This is a genomic window from Streptomyces aurantiaciflavus (assembly GCF_049808595.1).
Lineage (GTDB): Bacteria > Actinomycetota > Actinomycetes > Streptomycetales > Streptomycetaceae > Streptomyces.
In genome coordinates this window covers 230,380-249,750 of record NZ_JBNCAQ010000005.1, presented here as the reverse complement: position 1 = coordinate 249,750, position 19,371 = coordinate 230,380, and the positions used below count along the sequence as shown (strand labels likewise).

Annotated in this window: 17 protein-coding genes and 1 tRNA gene; 12 read left to right on the top strand and 6 right to left on the bottom strand. The window is 69.9% G+C overall.

The genetic code is table 11. The features are described 5' to 3' along the window. Positions 1-44: 44 nt before the first annotated feature. A complete protein-coding gene (locus tag ACPT94_RS07795; protein ID WP_425245483.1) occupies positions 45-3,176 on the bottom strand; it encodes an SUKH-4 family immunity protein in 3,132 nt (1,043 codons plus the stop codon). A gap of 7 nt (positions 3,177-3,183) precedes the next feature. Further along, positions 3,184-4,179, bottom strand: coding sequence for an SMI1/KNR4 family protein (locus ACPT94_RS07790; protein ID WP_360344786.1), 996 nt, complete (start codon positions 4,177-4,179; stop codon positions 3,184-3,186). Positions 4,180-4,488: 309 nt separating this feature from the next. Between ACPT94_RS07790 and ACPT94_RS07785 the strand changes: the two genes are divergently transcribed. Both ACPT94_RS07785 and ACPT94_RS07780 read left to right on the top strand, forming a co-directional pair. Continuing rightward, positions 4,489-5,004 (top strand): YwqJ-related putative deaminase, encoded by a 516-nt coding sequence (locus ACPT94_RS07785; RefSeq protein WP_360344706.1) that lies wholly within the window; start codon positions 4,489-4,491, stop codon positions 5,002-5,004. A gap of 86 nt (positions 5,005-5,090) precedes the next feature. Further along, positions 5,091-5,585, top strand: a complete 495-nt coding sequence (locus ACPT94_RS07780) for an SUKH-3 domain-containing protein (protein WP_360344703.1) — start codon at positions 5,091-5,093, stop codon at positions 5,583-5,585. A gap of 25 nt (positions 5,586-5,610) precedes the next feature. On the opposite strand, the gene ACPT94_RS07775 is transcribed toward ACPT94_RS07780, so the two are convergent. Beyond that, positions 5,611-6,894: a sensor histidine kinase gene (locus ACPT94_RS07775; RefSeq protein ID WP_425245482.1), complete on the bottom strand. Its 1,284-nt coding sequence runs from the start codon at positions 6,892-6,894 to the stop codon at positions 5,611-5,613. A gap of 166 nt (positions 6,895-7,060) precedes the next feature. On the opposite strand from ACPT94_RS07775, the gene ACPT94_RS07770 reads away from it, so the two are divergent. The 8 genes from ACPT94_RS07770 to ACPT94_RS07735 all read left to right on the top strand — a co-directional run bounded on the left by ACPT94_RS07770 (position 7,061) and on the right by ACPT94_RS07735 (position 13,862). Beyond that, positions 7,061-7,921: a hypothetical protein gene (locus ACPT94_RS07770; RefSeq protein ID WP_425245481.1), complete on the top strand. Its 861-nt coding sequence runs from the start codon at positions 7,061-7,063 to the stop codon at positions 7,919-7,921. A 14-nt stretch (positions 7,922-7,935) separates the two neighbouring features. Next, positions 7,936-8,011 (top strand) — tRNA-Gln (locus ACPT94_RS07765). Between the two features lie 119 nt (positions 8,012-8,130). Further along, positions 8,131-9,579 (top strand): bifunctional UDP-N-acetylglucosamine diphosphorylase/glucosamine-1-phosphate N-acetyltransferase GlmU, encoded by a 1,449-nt coding sequence (gene glmU, locus ACPT94_RS07760; protein WP_425245502.1) that lies wholly within the window; start codon positions 8,131-8,133, stop codon positions 9,577-9,579. Positions 9,580-9,709: 130 nt separating this feature from the next. After that, on the top strand, positions 9,710-10,684 hold the full coding sequence (locus tag ACPT94_RS07755; protein WP_360344691.1) for a ribose-phosphate diphosphokinase: 975 nt from the start codon (positions 9,710-9,712) through the stop codon (positions 10,682-10,684). A 223-nt stretch (positions 10,685-10,907) separates the two neighbouring features. Then, positions 10,908-11,510 carry a 50S ribosomal protein L25/general stress protein Ctc gene (locus ACPT94_RS07750; RefSeq protein ID WP_425245480.1) on the top strand — a complete coding sequence of 201 codons (603 nt, stop codon included), beginning with the start codon at positions 10,908-10,910 and terminating at the stop codon, positions 11,508-11,510. 148 nt (positions 11,511-11,658) lie between these two features. Next, positions 11,659-12,261, top strand: coding sequence for an aminoacyl-tRNA hydrolase (gene pth, locus ACPT94_RS07745; protein WP_360344685.1), 603 nt, complete (start codon positions 11,659-11,661; stop codon positions 12,259-12,261). Between the two features lie 93 nt (positions 12,262-12,354). Beyond that, a complete protein-coding gene (locus tag ACPT94_RS07740; RefSeq protein ID WP_425245479.1) occupies positions 12,355-12,903 on the top strand; it encodes a hypothetical protein in 549 nt (182 codons plus the stop codon). 230 nt (positions 12,904-13,133) lie between these two features. Then, positions 13,134-13,862, top strand: coding sequence for an LPXTG cell wall anchor domain-containing protein (locus tag ACPT94_RS07735; RefSeq protein WP_360344679.1), 729 nt, complete (start codon positions 13,134-13,136; stop codon positions 13,860-13,862). A 67-nt stretch (positions 13,863-13,929) separates the two neighbouring features. On the opposite strand, the gene ppc is transcribed toward ACPT94_RS07735, so the two are convergent. Beyond that, positions 13,930-16,659, bottom strand: coding sequence for a phosphoenolpyruvate carboxylase (ppc, locus tag ACPT94_RS07730; protein ID WP_360344676.1), 2,730 nt, complete (start codon positions 16,657-16,659; stop codon positions 13,930-13,932). A 292-nt stretch (positions 16,660-16,951) separates the two neighbouring features. Here ppc and ACPT94_RS07725 point away from each other — a divergent pair, with 292 nt between their 5' ends. Both ACPT94_RS07725 and ACPT94_RS07720 read left to right on the top strand, forming a co-directional pair. Next, positions 16,952-17,962, top strand: coding sequence for an acyl-CoA desaturase (locus tag ACPT94_RS07725; protein WP_360344673.1), 1,011 nt, complete (start codon positions 16,952-16,954; stop codon positions 17,960-17,962). Next, positions 17,959-18,636 carry a TetR family transcriptional regulator gene (locus ACPT94_RS07720; protein ID WP_360344669.1) on the top strand — a complete coding sequence of 226 codons (678 nt, stop codon included), beginning with the start codon at positions 17,959-17,961 and terminating at the stop codon, positions 18,634-18,636. Before ACPT94_RS07725 ends, ACPT94_RS07720 begins: the two co-directional genes overlap by 4 nt. Before the next feature lie 135 nt (positions 18,637-18,771). Here the strand turns inward: ACPT94_RS07720 and ACPT94_RS07715 are convergent, their stop codons facing one another. Then, complete coding sequence (locus tag ACPT94_RS07715) at positions 18,772-18,945, bottom strand: CsbD family protein (protein ID WP_360344666.1); 174 nt, start codon at positions 18,943-18,945, stop codon at positions 18,772-18,774. 62 nt (positions 18,946-19,007) lie between these two features. Further along, positions 19,008-19,370, bottom strand: coding sequence for a VOC family protein (locus ACPT94_RS07710; RefSeq protein WP_360344663.1), 363 nt, complete (start codon positions 19,368-19,370; stop codon positions 19,008-19,010). Position 19,371: the final 1 nt, after the last annotated feature.

Genomic DNA, 19,371 nt, shown 5'->3' with positions numbered 1-19,371 from the left:
CGGGCCCGGCCCTCGACACACAGGGTGTCAACGGGGCGTACGCCTCACAGCAACCCGTCCCACATCTGCTCCAGCAGCACCGACCACCAGCTGTCCGGCGAACCGAGCGCCGCCGGGTCGAGCGAGGCCAGCTGAGCCTGGAAGTCGACGGTCCAGCGGCCCGCCTGCTCCTGGTTCAGGCCGAACCGCAGCCGCCACATCCGCCCGAGCAGCGCCAGACAGCGCGCGAACTCCGGCAGCCCGGTGTTCACGAACTGCGGCGGCGCGGACACCCCGCCCGGCCCCGCCTCCACGGGCACCGCGACGATGTTCGCCGTCCCGTACTGCACACAGATCGCCTTGCCGAAGTCACTGCCCATGACGAGGTACGAACCCGCGTCCGCCGCCGGCTGCACACCCCGCTCGGCCGCCAGCTCCGCCAGCGTCGGCACCGGCCGCCCCGGCTGGGCCTGCGCCCAGAAGAACGGCCCCATGTCCATCGGCAGACCCGCCACCACCAGCGTGTGCGCCACGACCGGCGGCACACCCTGCCGGGACACCGCCGCCTGCTCGAACCGGAACACGCCCGGCCCGAACGCCGCGCCCAGCTCCTGCGCGATCGCCTCCGGCGGAACCGGCGGCGCCGCCTGCACCGGCGGCAACGGCGCACGCACCGGCGCGGGACGCGCGGGACCGTCGGCCACCTGATGCAACTCGCCCTGGTGCGCCAGCAGCTGCTGCATCCCCTGCTGCCGGCTCGCGTGATCCGTCCCGTACGGCGCGATGCTCGTGATCCGCGCCTGCGGCCACTGCTCCCGGATCATCCGCGCGCAGTACGCGCCCGGCAGCTCGCACGACTCCAACTCCGTGTGCAGCTCCAGCACCTGGTCCGGCGGCACGTTCATCGCCCGCAGCTCGTGGAAGATCTGCCACTCCGGATGCGGCGTCCCCGGCGCCGAACGCCGGATCAGCTGCTGCTCCGACCCGTCCTGCGCGCGGTAGCGCAGCACGGCCTGATAACCCGGACCGACCGTCGGCTGCCCCTGCTGCGGATACCCGTACGCCGGCGGCTGCCCCGGCACCGGCGCACCCGGCGGCGGCATCGCCCCCGACGACATCGGCTGCGGAGCGCCCGGAGGCATCCCGGGGGCACCCGGAACACCAGGGACGCCGGGGGCGTGAGGCGGCGGGGGCGCGCCGGGGCCACCCGACGGGGGCCCCGCCAGCATCGTCTCCGCGCGGTGAACGGCCCCTTGCCCCCCACCGGGAGAGCCGTGCACACCCGGGGCACCAGGCGCACCCGGGGCGCTCGGCGGCTGGGATGCGCCGGGCGCACCCGGGGTGTGAGGAGTACCCGAAGGGCCCGGTGCGCCGGGGGCGCCCGGAGCGACGGGCGCGCCAGGCGTGTTCGGCGCACCCGGGGCGCCCGGAGGCTGCGGCACGCCGCTCCCCGCGCCCATCCGTCCGGGGTCGGCCAACATCGTGGCGGCATGGTGAACCCCACCCGGCGGCTGGCCTCCGGGCGCGTTCGGCGCGGAGGGCGCGTTCGGCGCGGAGGGCGCGTTCGGCACACCCGGGGCGCCCGGGACACCCGGCGCGCCCGGCGCATTCGACGCACCCGGCGCGCCAGGAGCACCCGGCGCGCCCGGCACGTCAGGACCGAGCGCCGACACGAGTTGCGTCGGCACGTACCCGCCCGCCGGGGCACCGGGCGCACCCGGGCCGGAGGAGGGCGGAGGCGGCGGCGTGTTGCCGGGCCGCGCGCCCGGTGTACCCGGCGCACCCGGCGGGGGCGGCGGAGTCGCCCCGCCACCGCGCCCACGACGCGGAGGCGGCGCCGCCTTGCTGGTCGCGGCATCGGCGATGTCACCGGCGTTCGGCGCGAGCGGCCGCTCGGGAGCGCTTGGAACACCGGATGCGCCCGGCGCACCCGACACAACCGGGGCGCCCGGAGCCTGCGGCACGCCCGCCCCCGGCGCACCAGGAGCCGGAGTCCCGGGCCCACCCGGGGCACCGGGCCCCTGCGGATACCCGTACGACTGCCCCCCGGGCGGCGGCGGAGGCGGCGCCCCCTGCGGCCCGCGAGGAGGCGGAGTCCCCGGACCACCGGGAGCACCAGGCCCCTGCGGATACCCGTAGGACTGCGCACCCGGCGGAGGCGGCGGCGTGCTGCCCTGGAAGCCGCCAGGCGCACCCGGGCCCTGCGGGTAGCCGTACGAGGGCGCGCCCGGGCCGGGCGGCGGAGGGGGCGTGTTCCCCGGCGCGGACGGCACGCCCGCGCCCCGCGCACCGGGCGCACCACCCGGCGCGTTCGGGTCGTCGAGCGCCGGTGCGACCGCCGTCGGCGGGAGCTGGCTGCCGCCCGCCATGAGCGCCGTCTGGGCGTCGGGCAGGGCGGAAGGCCCCGCGTCGTCGTCGGAACCGCTCAGCGGCGGCGCGAACACGGTCGCGGGAAGAGGAACCGAACGATCCTCGCCGACATCGGCGTTGGTGTCCGTGCCCGTCCACGGCGTCGCCCCGACAGGCGTGGCAGCCGCCCCGGAACTCGCGTCCACCGGCACCCCCGCCTGCGTCTGAGGCAACGACGGATCGGGCGTCACAACCCCACCGGAACCAGCCGCCCCACCGACCGACCGCCCCCCGGCCACACCCGAGCCCGCACCCGCACCAACACCCGTACCCGCGGCCCCACCCCCGGCCGAACCCGAACCGACAGACGAACCCGCGGCCGAACCCGGCCCCGACCCCGCGGACGCCCCCGCCCCCACACGCCCAGCGGAATCCGCGCCCCCGGAAGAATCCGCCCCCCGCTGCTCCCCGATCCCCAACTTGTCCGCCGCCTCCTGCAACCACTCCGGCGGCGACAGCAAGAACGACGTCTGATTCAGATCCACCCGGGCCGCAGGCGCCGGCGCGGACTGCGCGGCCTCGCCGTCCGGACGCCCGTACTCCTCCTCGTACCGGCGGATCACCTCACCCACCGGCAACGACGGCCACAGCGAGGCCTCACCACTGTCACGGGCGAGCACCAGCCGCTGCGCACCCCCGTCCGAACGCGGCCCCTCCGCACGGTCCTCGGCCCACACCACGAAGCCCAGCCCGAACTCCCGCACCCGCACCTCACGATGCTGGTACGCCGGAACGTCCCCGTTGATCCACTCTTCCCCGCGCTCCTGCGCCTGTGCGAACGTCACCATCGCCCGATCACTCCCCCACGCCCACGGACGACACGGAAACAGCCCGCGCGAACCCGCCGTCCACCATCAGATTCGCCACCGTCTCCAACTCCGGCGGCCGGCCCGCCAACCGCGACAGGAACACGTCGAAGTCCTCACCGCACGGCAGCAACAGCCGCTCCGTCCGCTCCGCCGGGGACCACGCCGGATCGACGTCCCGCGCGTCGTCGTACGCGCAGAACCACACCGAACCGATCCGGTCACCCTTCACCTTCACGGCCAGCAGACCACCCTGCACGAAACCGACGCCGAGATAGTCCTTCGTCAGATGGTCACGCAGACACTTGTTCACGTACACCAGGTCATTGACGGCCGCCTCGTCCCGCACCGTGAAGAACGGCTGATCCACCAGCAGCCCCAACTCCGCGTCCAACGCCGCACCCACCGGCGCGCAACCACCCGCCACCTTCAGAAACGACCGGTACGCACCCGGCAGCCGGTACCCGAGATCCTCCTCGACCCCCTGCACCTGCTGCTCCGTCACCGCCACACCCGACTTCGGCAACCCGAAATGCGCCGGACGCGTCTCCTGCAACGGCCGCGTCCCCCGCTTCGACTGGTCCACCGCCGCCGTCGCGACACCACCGTGATGCCGCAGCAACGCCTTCACCTCGACCGGCACCAGCTCCAGACGCCGCGAACCCACCACGTGATGCCACGTCCAGCCATGCGGAGTCGCCACATTCGCCACCGTGTCCCACAACTCATGGCCCGACGCCGCCAACGCCGCGTTCGCCGACACATAGTCCGTCAGCCGCAACTCGTCCACGCCGAAACCCTCCGGCGGCTCCGCGATCTCCGCGGCCGCACGCGCATACGGCGAGAAGTCGGGGTAACCACGCTCGTCGACCCGTACCCCCCTCGGGTGACGCGCGGCCCGGACCGGATCCGGGAAATGCACGACCTGCCCGGCATAGGCCGCGTTCGGCGGCGCGGCTTGCTGCCCGAGCCGACCTGTCGTCATGGCGGTTGCCCCCTGCGGCACTCTGTACGGACCGCGGCGCCGGCCCCGCTTCCGGTTCCGACCACCACGCCCCGTATACGACTGTCTCCAACGGTCTCCAACGCGCGTCAACCGCGCGCCAGGCGGTGCCGACAGCCTATGCGGTACGACGACACCGGTCACCGGGCCTCCGCTTCCGTGACCAGCCGTCACCCCGCCGTGACAGCCCGCCCCGAAGCGGGCGTGTCACACCGCCCCAGCTTCCCCACCGGCCTCGCCATTTGGCACCCTGAGACCTCCGGGGGGATGCACGGGAGGGGAAAGACGATCATGAACGCCACACAAACGGGACCGCACACCAACCACTCCGGCGACCCCCGCATCGGCTGGAGCCACGACGACACCCCCCACGCCCCCACCCTCCACCACCGCCGCGACGGCATACTCCCCACCATCGCCGCCGCCCTCTCCGTCCGCGGCGCCACCCTCACCGGCACCGCCGCCCGCGGCGACCAACCCCCCACCCTGCACCCCCTCGTCCAGGACTTCCTCGACACCCTCACCAGCGCCCAACGCGACCGCTTCACCGGCCGCTGCGCCGAAGCACTCCTCATCTCCCGCCACCTCGCCGCCGTCGACGCCGCCCGCAGCAGACGCGCCGCCCGCAAACCCATGACCAACGGCGAAGCCCGCAAAGCACTCAAACAGGCGAAGCTCACCGCCCGCCGCATCCGCGAGGACGGCGACCCCCTCCACGGCAGCTTCGCCGCACCCTGCCGCGCCTGCACCGCCCTCAGCGCCCACTTCGGCGTCCGCATCGTCGACCCGACAGCACCCGAAGACTGACCTCAGAAACCACCCAACTGAGGACAAACCCACCGAGCACCGGCCCACCCCCACACCATCTCGCGAACTCGACGAACGAAGAGCACATGCACCCCGACCGCACCTCCACCACGCGCTTCCCCGTACCCGTCGACGCCGCCCTGCGCACCGCCGGCTGGCAACCCGGACGCTGGGACATCAAACAAGCCGAGATCTGGGCCGACACCCTCCGCGAACACACCTCACCCGCCGGCCACCGCCACGCCGTCTTCCCCGCCGCCGTCGAAGCCTGGGCCGAATTCGGCGGCCTGCACATCACCCCCACCGGCCCCGGCCGCCAAGTCGCCCCCGCCACCCTCGACCTCAACCCCCTCCACGGCCTCCACCTCGCCCGCACCCTCGCCGACCTCGGCCGCGCCCTCGACACCGACGTCGCCCCCCTCGGCACCGAAACCGACACCCACGCCCTCCTCGCCATCGACGCCGAAGGCCGCGTCTACACCCTCGACCACACCGGCGACTGGTACCTCGGCCCCGACATCGACCACGCCCTCGGCGCCCTCGTCTCCGGCACCGAACCCGTCCGACTCACCGCCGGCTGACCCACCACCCACGCCCACCACGGCCTCACGCCGCCGGAATCACCGCCGACACCCGAAAACCACCCGCCTCCGTCGGCCCCGACACAAACACCCCACCCAAACCCACCACCCGCTCCCTCATCCCCACCAACCCATTACCCCCCGACGGCAACCGTGCCGACGACGCCGACCCCACCTCCGGCGGCGGCTCGTTCTCCACCTGCATCGCGATCTCCGCCACCCGATGCGCCAACCGCACATGCGTCTTCGCCCCCGCCGCATGCTTGTGCACGTTCGTCAACGCCTCCTGCACCACCCGGTACGCCGTCTGCTCGACCTCCGGCGCATACACCCGGACGTCGCCCTCGACCGACAGATCCACGACCATCCCCGCAGCCGCCGACTGCCCGACCAACTCCTCCAACTCCGACAGACACGGCCCCTCACCGTCCTCCCCCACCCGCGACACCGCCACCGCCGCGGCCACCGGCACCGACGCCCGCCGCTCCCCCTCACCACTGCGCAACACCCCCAGCATCTCCCGCAACTCCGTCAACGCCTGCCGCCCCATGTCCCCCACCAGCGCGGCGTTCTTCACCGCCTTCTCCGGATCCTTGCGCGCAACCGCCTGCAACGCCGCCGCATGCACCACCATCAGACTCACCCGATGCGCGACCACGTCATGCATCTCCCGCGCGATCCGCGTCCGCTCCTCATTACGCGCCCACTCGGCCCGCTCCTCCGCCCGCTCCGCGAGCAACTGAAGCTCCCGCTCCAGACTGTCCGCCCGCTCCCGCAGGCTCTCCATGAGCCGCCGCCGAGCCCCCACGTACAACCCCAGCAACAACGGCGGCGCCGTCAGCCCCAGCGACGTCGTGATCGACGCGAACGGAACGAACCAGTCCCCCAGCGTCAGATCCCCCCGCGCCATGTCCTGCCGCACCCGCACGAACGTCACGATCAACGTCCCCACCAGCTGCATCCCCGCCAGCGACCCGATGATCCGCCGAGGCAACTCCGACGCCGCCAGCGTGTACAGCCCCACGATGCCCATCAGGAACCCCATCTGGGCAGGCGTGATCGCGATCGCCACCAACACCACCGCGATGGGCCACTGCCTCCGCACCAGCAACACGGACCCCGCGAGCAGCCCGAAAACCACCCCCGCCGGCACCGGAATCCCCGCGTCCCGCGCGAACGGAACACCCTCCAGCGCACACTCCGCGGCGGACACCACCGCCAGACTCCAGTCGAACACCGCACTACGGCGCCTGCTCCACCACAACGGCCCTCCCCGAGCCGTCGCGTCCTCTTCCCCCGTCGTGGTCATGCCCCCAGCCTACGAGCACAGGCCCCGGCTTTTCCGGCGAGTTTCCACGACTGCGCCACACCACACTCCGTAACCGAACAGCACCGAAACCCACCGGTATCCCTCGAACTGCTGAACCAGGGCCGTTCGAGGCCGGAACCTGCCATTCCGGCCGGACGGTATGCACATGGCACATTCCCATGGCAAGTACGCGGACTTCGAGGGCCTCAGGGAACAGGCGGTCGCCCTGCGGCGGGCGGGCTACAGCCTTCGGCAGATCCGCGACGAACTGAAGATCTTCAACAACGACATCCTCAACCAGCTGGTGAAGGGGGAGCCGCCGCCTGAGTGGACGAAGCGGCCACGTGCGAAGGACGACCTGCGCGAGAAGGCGCGAGAACTACGACTCCAGGGGTGGACATACGACCAGATCGAGCTGGAGCTCGGCTGCTCCAGGAGTTCGGTCTCACTGTGGGTGCGAGACCTACCGAAGCCGGAGCGCCGCGACCCGAAGGAACAGGCAGTGCTGGCGGCACGCAGGCGCTGGGAACACGAGCTGATGGTGCGAGACCAGGCGCGACAGCAGACCAAGGCCGCAGCCTCCGCAGAGATCGGCGAGATGTCCGATCGCGAGCTGTTCCTCCTGGGTGTCGGCCTGTACTGGGCGGAGGGCACCAAGGACAAACCTCACGCCCGGCGCGAACGGGTCACTTTCGTCAACAGTGACCCGAGCATGATCCGATTGTTCCTAGCCTGGCTCGACCTCCTCGAAGTGACACGAGAGGACGTCACATATCGCGTGATGATCCACGAGACGGCCGATGTGGAGTCGGCTGAGTCGTACTGGGCGGATGTCGTCCAGTCCGGTCGCAGCTCGTTCGGCAAGACAACTCTTAAGCGGCACAACCCAAAAACCGTGCGCAAGAACACCGGCGAGGACTACCACGGGTGCCTCGTACTCACCGTGCGGCAGAGTGCCGAGTTGTATCGACGGATCGAGGGCTCGTGGAGGGGAATCGCTGCTGGCGCAGCCACGCGACTCCGGTAAGGTCTGACGCACGTTCCCCCGTGGTGTAACTGGCAGCACACTAGATTTTGGATCTAGCAGGACAAGGTTCGAATCCTTGCGGGGGAGCCACTGCGCACGGCCTCTTGTTGGGCCCTGACCTCCCCGTCAGGGCCCACTCCCATGTCCCCCAAGAAACGCCCCGGTATCCTTCGGGTGTCCCCACCCCTACACAGCCGAAGGGCAACTCCGTGAGCGCCAATCGCCCGGCAGCCGTCGTCGTTCTCGCAGCGGGTGAGGGCACCCGTATGAAGTCGGCCACACCGAAGGTTCTGCACGAGATCTGTGGCCGCAGTCTCGTCGGTCACGTCCTGGCCGCCGCCCGTGAGCTGGACCCCGAGAACCTGGTCGTGGTGGTCGGGCACGCGCGGGAGAAGGTCACGGCGCATCTGGCCGAGATCGACTCGGCCGTGCGGACCGCGATCCAGGCGGAGCAGAACGGCACCGGGCACGCCGTGCGGATGGGTCTGGAGCAGCTCGGTGGCGGTGTGGACGGCACGGTGGTCGTCGTCTGTGGTGACACTCCGCTCCTGACGGGCGCGACGCTCGCTCAGCTGGCCGCCACCCATGGGGCGGACGGCAACGCTGTGACGGTGCTGACGGCCGAGGTGCCGGATGCGACCGGGTACGGGCGGATCGTGCGGGACGCGGCCTCGGGTGCCGTGACCGCGATCGTCGAGCACAAGGACGCGACGGAGGCGCAGCGGGCGATCCGTGAGATCAACTCGGGTGTGTTCGCGTTCGACGGGCAGTTGCTCGCGGAGGCGTTGAAGCAGGTGCGTACGGACAACAGTCAGGGTGAGGAGTACCTGACGGATGTGCTCGGGATTCTGCGTGAGGCGGGTCATCGTGTGGGTGCGTCGGTGGCGGCCGATCATCGGGAGATCGCGGGTATCAACAACCGTGTGCAGTTGTCGGAGGCTCGTCGGATCCTGAACGACCGTCTTCTGACGGCGGCGATGCTGGCGGGTGTGACGGTGATCGATCCGGCGACGACGTGGGTCGATGTGACGGTGTCCTTCGAGCAGGACGCTCTGATCCATCCGGGGACGCAGTTGCAGGGGGCGACGCGTATCGGTGAGGGTGCGGAGGTGGGTCCGAACTGCCGGCTGAAGGACACGACGGTCGGTGCCGGTGCTCGGGTGGACAACACGGTTTCCTACAGTTCGCACATCGGTGAGAACGCGTCTGTGGGGCCGTATGCCTATCTTCGTCCTGGTACGCGTCTTGGGGCGAAGGGCAAGATCGGTACGTATGTGGAGACGAAGAACGCGTCGATCGGTGAGGGGACGAAGATCCCGCACCTGTCGTACGTGGGTGACGCGACGATCGGTGAGTACAGCAACATCGGTGCCGCGAGCGTGTTCGTGAACTATGACGGGCAGGACAAGCACCACACGACGGTGGGGTCGCACTGCCGTACTGGTTCGGACAACATGTTTGTGGCTCCTGTCACGATCGGGGACGGCGCGTACACCGCTGCGGGGTCCGTGATCACGAAGGATGTGCCGCCCGGTTCGCTGGCTGTGGCCCGTGGTCAGCAGCGGAATATCGAGGGTTGGGTGGCTCGTAAGCGTCCGGGCAGTGCGGCGGCGAAGGCGGCCGAGGCGGCTTCTCCGCAGGGTGGCGGCGAAGACTGACCGGATTCGAGTGCGTCGAACACGGCGTACCGTGATAGGTGCACACCCGCACCTACCAGCTGAGACGACCTCTGATGCGTTGTCGAGGTCGCTCGACATCCAGCTGAGACACCTCTGAGGAGACAGTGCTGTGACCGGGATCAAGACGACCGGCGAGAAGAAGATGATGTTCTTCTCCGGCCGCGCCCACCCCGAGCTTGCCGAGGAGGTCGCCCACCAGCTGGGTGTCGGGGTCGTCCCGACCAAGGCCTTCGACTTCGCCAACGGTGAGATCTACGTCCGTTACCAGGAGTCGGCACGTGGTGCGGACTGCTTCCTGATCCAGAGCCACACGGCTCCGATCAACAAGTGGATCATGGAGCAGTTGATCATGATCGACGCGTTGAAGCGTGCGTCGGCTCGTTCGATCACGGTGATCGTGCCGTTCTACGGTTATGCGCGGCAGGACAAGAAGCACCGTGGGCGTGAGCCGATCTCGGCGCGTCTGATCGCGGATCTGATGAAGACGGCGGGTGCGGACCGGATCCTGACGGTGGATCTGCACACGGATCAGATTCAGGGTTTCTTCGACGGTCCGGTGGATCACCTGTTCGCTCTGCCGTTGCTGGCGGACTATGTGGGCGCGAAGGTCGACAAGGAGAAGCTGACGGTGGTGTCGCCGGACGCCGGCCGTGTGCGTGTGGCCGACCGGTGGTGTGACCGGCTGGGTGCGCCGCTGGCGATCGTGCACAAGCGGCGTGACAAGGACGTGGCGAACCAGGTGACGGTCCACGAGGTCGTGGGTGAGGTCAAGGGTCGTGTGTGTGTCCTGGTGGACGACATGATCGACACGGGTGGCACGATCTGTGCGGCTGCGGACGCGTTGTTCGCGCATGGTGCGGAGGACGTGATCGTGACGGCGACGCACGGTGTGCTGTCCGGGCCGGCTGCGGACCGTCTGAAGAACTCGAAGGTGAGTGAGTTCGTCTTCACGAACACGCTGCCGACTCCGACGGAGCTGGAGTTGGACAAGATCACGGTGCTGTCGATCGCGCCGACGATCGCAAGTGCGGTGCGTGAGGTGTTCGAGGACGGTTCGGTGACGAGCCTGTTCGACGAGCAGTGAGCGGCTGTTAGCGCCTCGGGTTGATCGCCCGCGCCCCGGAGGGGGCGCTCAAGGTCGATTTTTGTGCGGCCTCCCGCGCCGAGTAGACTGTTCAGGTTGCTCGGCGAGGGAGGCCGTTCCCGTGTGTTGGGGTACGGCGGTCCGTTATCGACGCGCTCTTCGTAGCAGGCCGTTCGTGGCCGGGTGACCACGTCCGTTCCGATTCCTACGAGGAGTGATGGTTATGTCCGAGGTGAAGCTCGCCGCCGAGACGCGCACCGAGTTCGGCAAGGGTGCCGCGCGTCGTATCCGCCGTGACAACAAGGTTCCGGGTGTTCTGTACGGTCACGGTTCGGAGCCGCTGCACCTGACGCTGCCGGGTCACGACCTGCTGCTGGCGCTGCGTACGCCGAACGTGCTGATCTCGCTGGACATCGACGGCAAGACGAACGAGCTGGCGATCCCGAAGGCCGTGCAGCGTGACGCGCTGAAGGGCTTCCTGGAGCACGTCGACCTGCTGCTGGTCAAGCGGGGCGAGAAGGTCACGGTCGAGGTTCCGGTTCACACCGAGGGTGAGCTGGCGCCGGGTGGCAACCTGCTGGAGCACGTGCTGAACGCGCTGCCGGTGGAGGCCGAGGCGACGCACATCCCCGAGGCTGTCACCGTGTCCGTCGAGGGTCTGGAGGCGGGTGCCTCCGTCCTGGCGAAGGACATCACGCTGCCGGCCGGCACCACGCTGGCCGTCGAGGAGGACGCGGTCGTCCTGCAGGTCCTGGCCGCGCAGGTCGAGGAGGCCGCGGAGGGCGAGGAGGCCGCCCAGGGCGAAGAGGCTTCGGCCGAGGCCTGATCCTCGCCTTTCATCGCGAGGCCTGATCCTCCCTTTCGTTGCGAGGTCCGATTCTCGCCGTCGTCGCGAGGTCTGGTCCTCGCCGTCGTCGTTCGATCGTCAGCCGCTGTTCCCGTGGGGGGCAGCGGCTGGCGCGTATCAAGGAGACATGGACGTGACGACCGACCCAAGTGCCCCCTGGCTGATCGTGGGCCTCGGCAATCCGGGCCCCGAGTACGCCATGAACCGGCACAACGTGGGGTTCATGGTGGCCGATCTGCTGGCCGAGCGGATCGGGGGGAGGTTCAAGCGGGCGAGCAAGGCGCAGGCGCAGGTCGTCGAGGGGCGGATCGGTCCGCCGGGGCCGGCGAACCGGCGGGTGGTTCTGGCGAAGCCGATGTCGTACATGAATCTGTCGGGTGGTCCGGTGAACGCGCTGCGGGACTTCTACAAGGTGCCGACGGCCCATGTCGTCGCTGTGCATGACGAGCTCGACATCGATTACGGGGTGTTGCGGCTGAAGCTGGGTGGTGGGGACAACGGGCACAACGGGTTGAAGTCGATGACGAAGGCGTTCGGTGCGGACTATCACCGGGTGCGGTTCGGGATCGGGCGGCCGCCGGGGCGGATGCAGGTGGCGGATTTCGTGCTGAAGGATTTCTCGTCGGCGGAGCGCAAGGAGTTGGACTACTTCGTGGACCGGGCGGCGGATGCGGTGGAGTGTCTGGTGATCGAGGGGTTGGAGCGGGCGCAGAGCACGTACAACTCATGAGGCCCGGGGTTGGCGGGGGCGGGTGGCGGGACAGGGGCGGACAACTGGCGACTTGTCCCCCGTCGAGGTTGACGGCTGGTTCGGGCATGGCGAATGATCCCCGCCATGCCTGCCACAGCCGCCGCTTCCTCCCGTCGGCGCTCCCGTCGGGGGGTCTCCCGCCGGGGTGCCTCGCGTCAGGTCTCGGTCACCGCGCTGCGGTGGGGCCGGCTGGCGGCGATGGGTGTGGTGGCCGTGCTCATCCTGATCGCGGGGGTGTGGGGGTCGTGGGGGACCGCGCAGCACGTGATGCTGACGAAGGGGCACGAGCAGGGCACGATCAAGGTGACCCGGTGTGGTGGGAATGTGTGCACGGGGCCGTACACGCCGTTGTCGGCGGGGTCGACGGCACGCGCGCGTGTGGTGATCGAGAAGACGGTGGCGGTGCGGGCGGGGCGGACGTACTCGGTGGTGGTGAAGCCGGACAGTGACGAGGTGGTGCGGTCGGGTCCCGCCGGGGTGCTGTATTCGTGGGTGCCGATGGGTGGGGCGCTGCTGCTGGCGTCGGTGGTGGTGGCCGGCGGGCTGGGGCGGACGCGGTTGGGGTGGGTGCTGGCCGGGTCCGGGGTGGCGTTGCTGACGGCGGTTTTCGTGGCGGTCTGAGGGTGGCGTCGCTGCGGCGGTTTTCGTGGCGGTCTGAGGGGGGTCGCTGTGGTGGTTCTCGTGGCGGTCTGAGGGGGGTCGCTGTGGTGGTTCTCTGAGGGTGGCGCTGTTCTTCCGGGTGTGGAGGGCGAGTTCGTTGCCGGTTCGTGCTTGACCGGAGGTCAGCGGGGCTGAATGCTGACCGCACCCTCCACATCTTCCCCTTTCGTCACTCGAAGATGGATTGCCCCATGCGTACCCTCAACCGCGTCGGCGTTCTGACCGCTGTCGCCGTGGCGGCGCTGTTCGCCGCCCCTTCCGCCGCCCAGGCCACCCCGAAGGGTGACAACGGTGATGTGAAGACCCATGAGTCGACGACCGACGAGTTCGATCAGCGCGACGAACCGAAGGTCTGCACGTTCTATCTGGACGCCTTCGACTTCGACGGCCTGCAGAAGGTCGACTGGCACATCGAGGCCTGGGCGAACAACGACGCCGAGAAGGGTGAGACGGTCAAGACCGGTTCCATCACCCTGGACAGCGACGGTCATGGTCGTACACAGGACATGACGCTGCCCGACGGCCAGTACAAGCTGTTCTGGAACTTCGACGGCGAGAAGGGGGCCGCGAAGCACAAGGTGTTCAAGGTGGACTGCGAGGAGGAGGGCGGCGGCACGGGTTCGTCGCCGTCGGCTTCCGCGTCGCCCTCTGCGAGCGCGTCGTCGTCCGGGTCGGCGTCCCCGAGTGCGTCCGCTTCGGAGTCGGCGTCCGCGGGCGCGTCCGGGTCGGCGTCCGCGGATCCGTCCGGGTCCTCCACGGCCGGGGCGACCCCCGCGCCCAGCGGTCAGGGCGGCGGCGGTGACCTCGCCGAGACCGGCAACGGCGCCCCGGTGGGTGCCCTGTCCGCGGTGGCGGCGGCGCTGGTCGCCGCGGGCGGTTTCCTGGTGTTGCGCCGTCGTAGGGGCGCGCGTCAGGGCTGATGTGCGGACGACGGTGCCCCCGAGCCGGTGATGGCTCGGGGGCACCGTCGTGTGCGGGCGGCGGCGGTCAGCCGGTGTTGCGCAGGCCGGCTGCCACGCCGTTGACGGTGAGGAGCAGGGCGCGGGAGAGGAGGGGGTCGGGTTCCTCGCCGGCGGCCGCGGCGTCGCGTTGGCGCTTGAGGAGGGTGACCTGGAGGTAGGAGATGGGGTCGAGGTAGGCGTCGCGGATGGCGAAGGTCTGCTTCAGCACCGGCTGGGCGTCGAGGAGTTCGGTCTCGCCGGTGATCTTCAGGACCTCGGCGACGGTGAGTTCGTGTTCGGCCTGGATGGTGTCGAAGACGTGGCGGAGCTCGTCGGGGACGAGGGTGTCGACGTAGTGGCGGGCGATCCGCAGGTCGGTCTTGGCGAGGGTCATCTCGACGTTGGAGATGAAGTTGCGGAAGAAGTGCCACTGCTGGTGCATCTCGTCGAGGACGGTGTCGAGGCCCGCCTCGCGCAGGGCCTTGAGGCCGGAGCCGACGCCGAACCAGCCGGGGACGATCTGCCGGGACTGGGTCCAGCCGAAGACCCAGGGGATGGCGCGCAGGCCGTCGAGCGAGACGCCGGAGCCGGGGCGGCGGGAGGGCCGGGAGCCCAGGTGCAGGTCGGCGAGCTGGTCCACCGGCGTCGACGCGAGGAAGTACGTCGGCAGGTCGGGGTCCTCGACGAGCCTGCGGTAGGCGGCGTGGGCGGCGTCGGAGACGACGTCCATGGCGGCGTCCCAGCGGGCGAGGGCCTCGTCGGACTGGCGGGGGGCGGTGTGCAGGGCGGAGGCCTGGAGGGTGGCGGCGACCGTCAGTTCCAGGTTCTCGCGGGCGAGGGAGGGGATGAGGTACTTGTCGGAGATGACCTCGCCCTGTTCGGTGACCTTGATCTCGCCTTCGAGGGTGCCCCAGGGCTGGGCGAGGATGGCGTCGTGGGAGGGGCCGCCGCCGCGGCCGACGGTGCCGCCGCGGCCGTGGAAGAGGCGCAGGCGGACGCCGTAGCGGTGGGCGACGTCGCGCAGGCGGCGCTGGGCGCGGTGGATCTCCCACTGGCTGGTGGTGATGCCGCCGAACTTGGAGGAGTCGGAGTAGCCGAGCATGACCTCCTGGACGTCTCCGCGCAGGGCGACGAGCCTGCGGTAGGAGGGGTCGGAGAGCATGTCCTCGAGGATGGTGTCGGCGGCCTTGAGTTCGTCGGTCGTCTCGAGCAGCGGGACGATGCCGATCTTGGCCCAGCCGGCGTGGAGGTCGAGGAGGCCGGCTTCGCGGGCGAGGACGGCGGCGGCGAAGACGTCGTCGGCGCCCTGGCACATGGAGATGATGTACGACTCGATGACCTCGGGCCCGAAGACTTCCAGGGCGCGCTTGACGGTCTGGAAGACGCCGAGGGTCTTGGCGCCGGCCGCGTCGACGGGGGCCGGGGTGGGGGCGAGGGGCCTTCTGGAGCGCAGTTCCTTGGCGAGGAGCTTGGTGCGGTACTCGCGGGGCATGTCGGTGTAGCGCCAGGATTCCTCGCCGAGGCGGTCGAAGAGCTGGCCGAGGGCGTGGTGGTGGGCGTCGGCGTGTTCGCGGACGTCCATGGTGGCGAGCTGGAGGCCGAAGGCGGCGAGGGTGCGGATGGTGCGGTTCATGCGGCCGTCGGCGAAGAGGCCGCCGCGGTGCTCGCGCAGGGAGGTCTGGATGAGGGTGAGGTCGCGCAGGAGTTCGCTGGTGCCGAGGTAGTCGCGGCCGGGTTCGTGGGGGATGCCCTTGGCGAGGCGCTGCTTGGTGTTCTCCAGCTTCTGCCGGATGCAGGTGGCCTTGAGGCGGTAGGGCTCCTCGGCGTTGAGGCGCTTGTAGCGGGGGCTGATCTCGGGGAGGCGTTCGAGGTCGGCCTTCAGGGACTCCAGGAGTTCCTCGGTGGCTCCGGCGTAGCGGATGGAGTTGGAGAGGAAGCCGCGCAGTTCGTCGATCATCTCCAGGGCGTCGTTGATGCCGTGTTCGTGCTGGAGGATGAGGACGTCCCAGGTGACCTGGGGGGTGACGTTGGGGTTGCCGTCGCGGTCGCCGCCGATCCAGGTGCCGAAGGTGAGCGGGCGGGTGTCGTCGGGGAGGGTGACGCCGACGCGTTCGAGTTCGGCGGTGAGGTCCTCCAGGACGTCGCCGACGGCGTTCGCGTGGAGTTCGTCGAGGTAGTAGATGGCGTTGCGGGCCTCGTCGGCGGGTTCGGGGCGGACGACGCGCAGTTCGTCGGTCTGCCAGACGAGGTCGATGTTCTCGGCGAGCCGGGTGTCGTAGCGGCGGCGGTCGGAGGCGATGACGGGGGTGTCCAGGAGCGCGGCGATGCGCCGGAGCTTGTTGAGTACCGACCGGCGCGCGGCTTCGGTGGGGTGTGCCGTGAACACGGGGCGCACGTTGAGGTTGCGGACGGTCTCGCGGACGTGGTCGGGGTCGGCGTCCTTGAGGCGGTCGGCGGTGCGGGCGAGGAGGCCGCCCTCGGCGGCGCGGCGGGCGCGCAGTTCGCGGCCGCGGTGGACCTGTTCGGTGACGTTGGCCAGGTGGAAGTAGGTGGAGAAGGCGCGGACCAGCTTGGCCGCGGTCTGCAGTTCGATGCCGCGCAGCAGTTCGGCGGCGGCCTCGCCGTCCTCGCGGGTGAGGCGGCGGACCTTCTCGACCAGGTCGAGGAGGTCGGGGCCCTCCTGCCGGACGAGGGTCTCGCCGAGGAGGTCGCCCAGTCGGCGGATGTCGGCGCGCAGCTCGGTGCTGGTCGTGATCTGGTCGTCGGCACTGCTCACAGGTGCGGCTCCTTGCAGTGTTGAAGCTCGTCCGGGAGGGGAACCCGTCTGGTCGGGCCCCGCGGCGGGCGCCGCATACGGGCCAGAACATCCGGGAATGAATCAGAGCGGACCGCGCTGTCCGACCGTCTCCAAGGATAGGTGTCCGTGTGGACGCGCTGGTTCTCGGGCTCGTGCCGCCGGGCGGCGCACTGCCATACTTACGATGCCGTAGGTTACGGAACCGTAGGGAACTCTCCGCGGTTGCCGGCCCGGCTTCTGTCTCGAATCCACGACCCCCCAGGGGACGCGCATGACCACAAGCTCCGACGTGATCGAAGACCCTTCGAAGGCGCCCGACGACTCTCCCACGCTCTCCGCCACGCTGGGTGGCGAACAGAAGCGTTCGATCGAGCAGATCACGCTGCTGCTCTTCATCACCGTGCCGTTCCTGGCGCTGCTCGCGGCGGTGCCGCTGGCGTGGGGCTGGGGGGTGAGCTGGCTGGATCTGGGGTTGCTGGTCTTCTTCTACTTCCTCGGGTGCCACGGCATCACGATCGGCTTCCACCGTTACTTCACGCACGGCTCGTTCAAGGCCAGGCGGCCGCTGCGGATCGCTTTGGCGATCATGGGGTCGCTGGCGGTGGAGGGGCCGCTGGTGCGGTGGGTGGCCGATCACCGCAAGCATCACAAGTTCTCCGACGCGGAGGGCGACCCGCATTCGCCGTGGCGGTTCGGGGAGACGGTCCCGGCTTTGATGAAGGGCCTGTGGTGGGCTCACATCGGCTGGATGTTCGACGAGGAGCAGACGCCGCAGGACAAGTACGCGCCGGATCTGATCAAGGACCGGGCGATTCGGGCGATCTCCCGGCAGTTCGTGCTGTGGACGGTGGTGTCGCTGGCGCTGCCGGCGCTGATCGGCGGGCTGGTGACGATGTCGTGGTGGGGGGCGTTCACCGGGTTCTTCTGGGGTTCGCTGGTGCGGGTCGCCCTGCTGCACCACGTGACGTGGTCGATCAACTCGATCTGTCACGCGGTGGGCAAGCGGCCGTTCAAGTCGCGTGACCGTTCCGGGAACGTGTGGTGGCTGGCGGTGCTGTCCTGCGGGGAGTCCTGGCACAACCTGCACCACGCGGACCCGACGTCGGCGCGGCACGGTGTGGAGCGCGGGCAGCTGGACTCCTCCGCGCGCCTCATCCGCTGGTTCGAGAAGCTCGGCTGGGCGTACGACGTGCGCTGGCCGTCACGCTCACGTATCGATTCGCGTCGGAACGCCGGTGGGGGCGGCTCCCGGCGCCGGAAGGTGACCGCTGACGCGGCATGATGGACGCCGTGGCGACCGACTCCAGCAGTACCCCGAGCAATGAGAAGCCGCGGCGAGCGCGTCGCACCCGGATGACCGGTGCCGAGCGCCGCCAGCAGCTGCTGGAGATCGGTCGCACCCTCTTCGCGGCGAAGGGGTTCGAGGGCACGTCGGTGGAGGAGATCGCGGCGAAGGCCGGGGTGTCCAAGCCGGTGGTGTACGAGCACTTCGGCGGCAAGGAGGGGTTGTACGCGGTGGTGGTGGACCGCGAGATGCGCCGTCTGCTCGACATGGTGACCAGCTCTCTCACGGCCGGCCACCCCCGGGAACTGTGCGAACAGGCGGCTTTCGCGCTCCTGGACTACATCGAGGAGTACACGGACGGTTTCCGCATCCTGGTCCGTGACTCGCCGATCCCCCAGTCGACGGGTTCCTTCGCCTCTCTGATCTCCGACATCGCCACGCAGGTGGAGGACATCCTGGGCCGCGAGTTCAAGAGCCGGGGCTTCGATCCGAAGCTGGCTCCCCTGTACGCGCAGGCGCTGGTCGGGATGGTGGCGCTGACGGGGCAGTGGTGGCTGGACGTGCGGCGCCCGAAGAAGGCGGAGGTGGCCGCGCATCTGGTGAACCTGGCGTGGCACGGTCTGGACGGCCTGGAGCAGAAGCCGCGGCTGATCGGCCACCGCAGGAGCTGAGCGGCGCGAAGAGGCCCCCGCCCGACGGGCGGGGGCCTCTTCGCGTTCTCGTCGGTGCTCGAAGATCAGCACTCGACGATCAGAACTCGCCGATCAGCGCTCGACGATCAGCGCTTGAAGATCTGTGTGTGTGGCTCAGTGCTTGAAGATGTCCTTCATCTTCTCCTTGGCCTGGCGCGCATCGCCCTTCGACTGCCCGGCGCGGCCCTCGGCCTCCATCCTCTCGTCGTCCGCGGTGCGCCCGACGACCTCCTTGGCCTTGCCCTTGGCCTGTTCCTTCTTCGCCTTGGCCTTCTGCTCTCGCGCCACCGTCGGTCACCTCAACCCGGCTCGACTTCGTTGTCACTCCGGGTGACCCTCTTCGGCGCGGCTCAAACGCCGGGTTCCAGGAACTCCAGCCGGTTGCCGACGGGGTCGTGGGCGTAGAAGCGCTTGTGGCCGGGCAGGTCGGCGTCCCAGGTGACCGCCACGCCGTGGGCCTCCAGCCGGGCGGCGTACGCCTCGATGGCGGTGACGCGGAGTCCCGGGTGGGCCTTCTTCGAGGGGTGGAAGTCGTCCTCGGCACCGAGGTGGAGGTGTACGTTCCCCGTCCGGAACCAGCAGCCTCCCCGCGCGGCGAGGACAGGTGGCTTGGGGATCTCCTTCATGCCGAGGGCGCCGATGTAGAAGGGGCGCAGGAGATCCTCGGAGCCGGGTGGGGCGGCGAGTTGGACGTGGTCGAGGGCGGTGAGCACG

Coding starts and splice junctions, on each gene's coding strand:
- ACPT94_RS07795 (WP_425245483.1), bottom strand. CDS start 3,176: ATGGTGACGTTCGCACAGGCGCAGGAGCGCGGGGAAGAGTGGATCAAC.
- ACPT94_RS07790 (WP_360344786.1), bottom strand. CDS start 4,179: ATGACGACAGGTCGGCTCGGGCAGCAAGCCGCGCCGCCGAACGCGGCC.
- ACPT94_RS07785 (WP_360344706.1), top strand. CDS start 4,489: ATGAACGCCACACAAACGGGACCGCACACCAACCACTCCGGCGACCCC.
- ACPT94_RS07780 (WP_360344703.1), top strand. CDS start 5,091: ATGCACCCCGACCGCACCTCCACCACGCGCTTCCCCGTACCCGTCGAC.
- ACPT94_RS07775 (WP_425245482.1), bottom strand. CDS start 6,894: ATGACCACGACGGGGGAAGAGGACGCGACGGCTCGGGGAGGGCCGTTG.
- ACPT94_RS07770 (WP_425245481.1), top strand. CDS start 7,061: ATGGCACATTCCCATGGCAAGTACGCGGACTTCGAGGGCCTCAGGGAA.
- ACPT94_RS07750 (WP_425245480.1), top strand. CDS start 10,908: ATGTCCGAGGTGAAGCTCGCCGCCGAGACGCGCACCGAGTTCGGCAAG.
- pth (WP_360344685.1), top strand. CDS start 11,659: ATGGACGTGACGACCGACCCAAGTGCCCCCTGGCTGATCGTGGGCCTC.
- ACPT94_RS07740 (WP_425245479.1), top strand. CDS start 12,355: ATGATCCCCGCCATGCCTGCCACAGCCGCCGCTTCCTCCCGTCGGCGC.
- ACPT94_RS07735 (WP_360344679.1), top strand. CDS start 13,134: ATGCGTACCCTCAACCGCGTCGGCGTTCTGACCGCTGTCGCCGTGGCG.
- ACPT94_RS07725 (WP_360344673.1), top strand. CDS start 16,952: ATGACCACAAGCTCCGACGTGATCGAAGACCCTTCGAAGGCGCCCGAC.
- ACPT94_RS07720 (WP_360344669.1), top strand. CDS start 17,959: ATGATGGACGCCGTGGCGACCGACTCCAGCAGTACCCCGAGCAATGAG.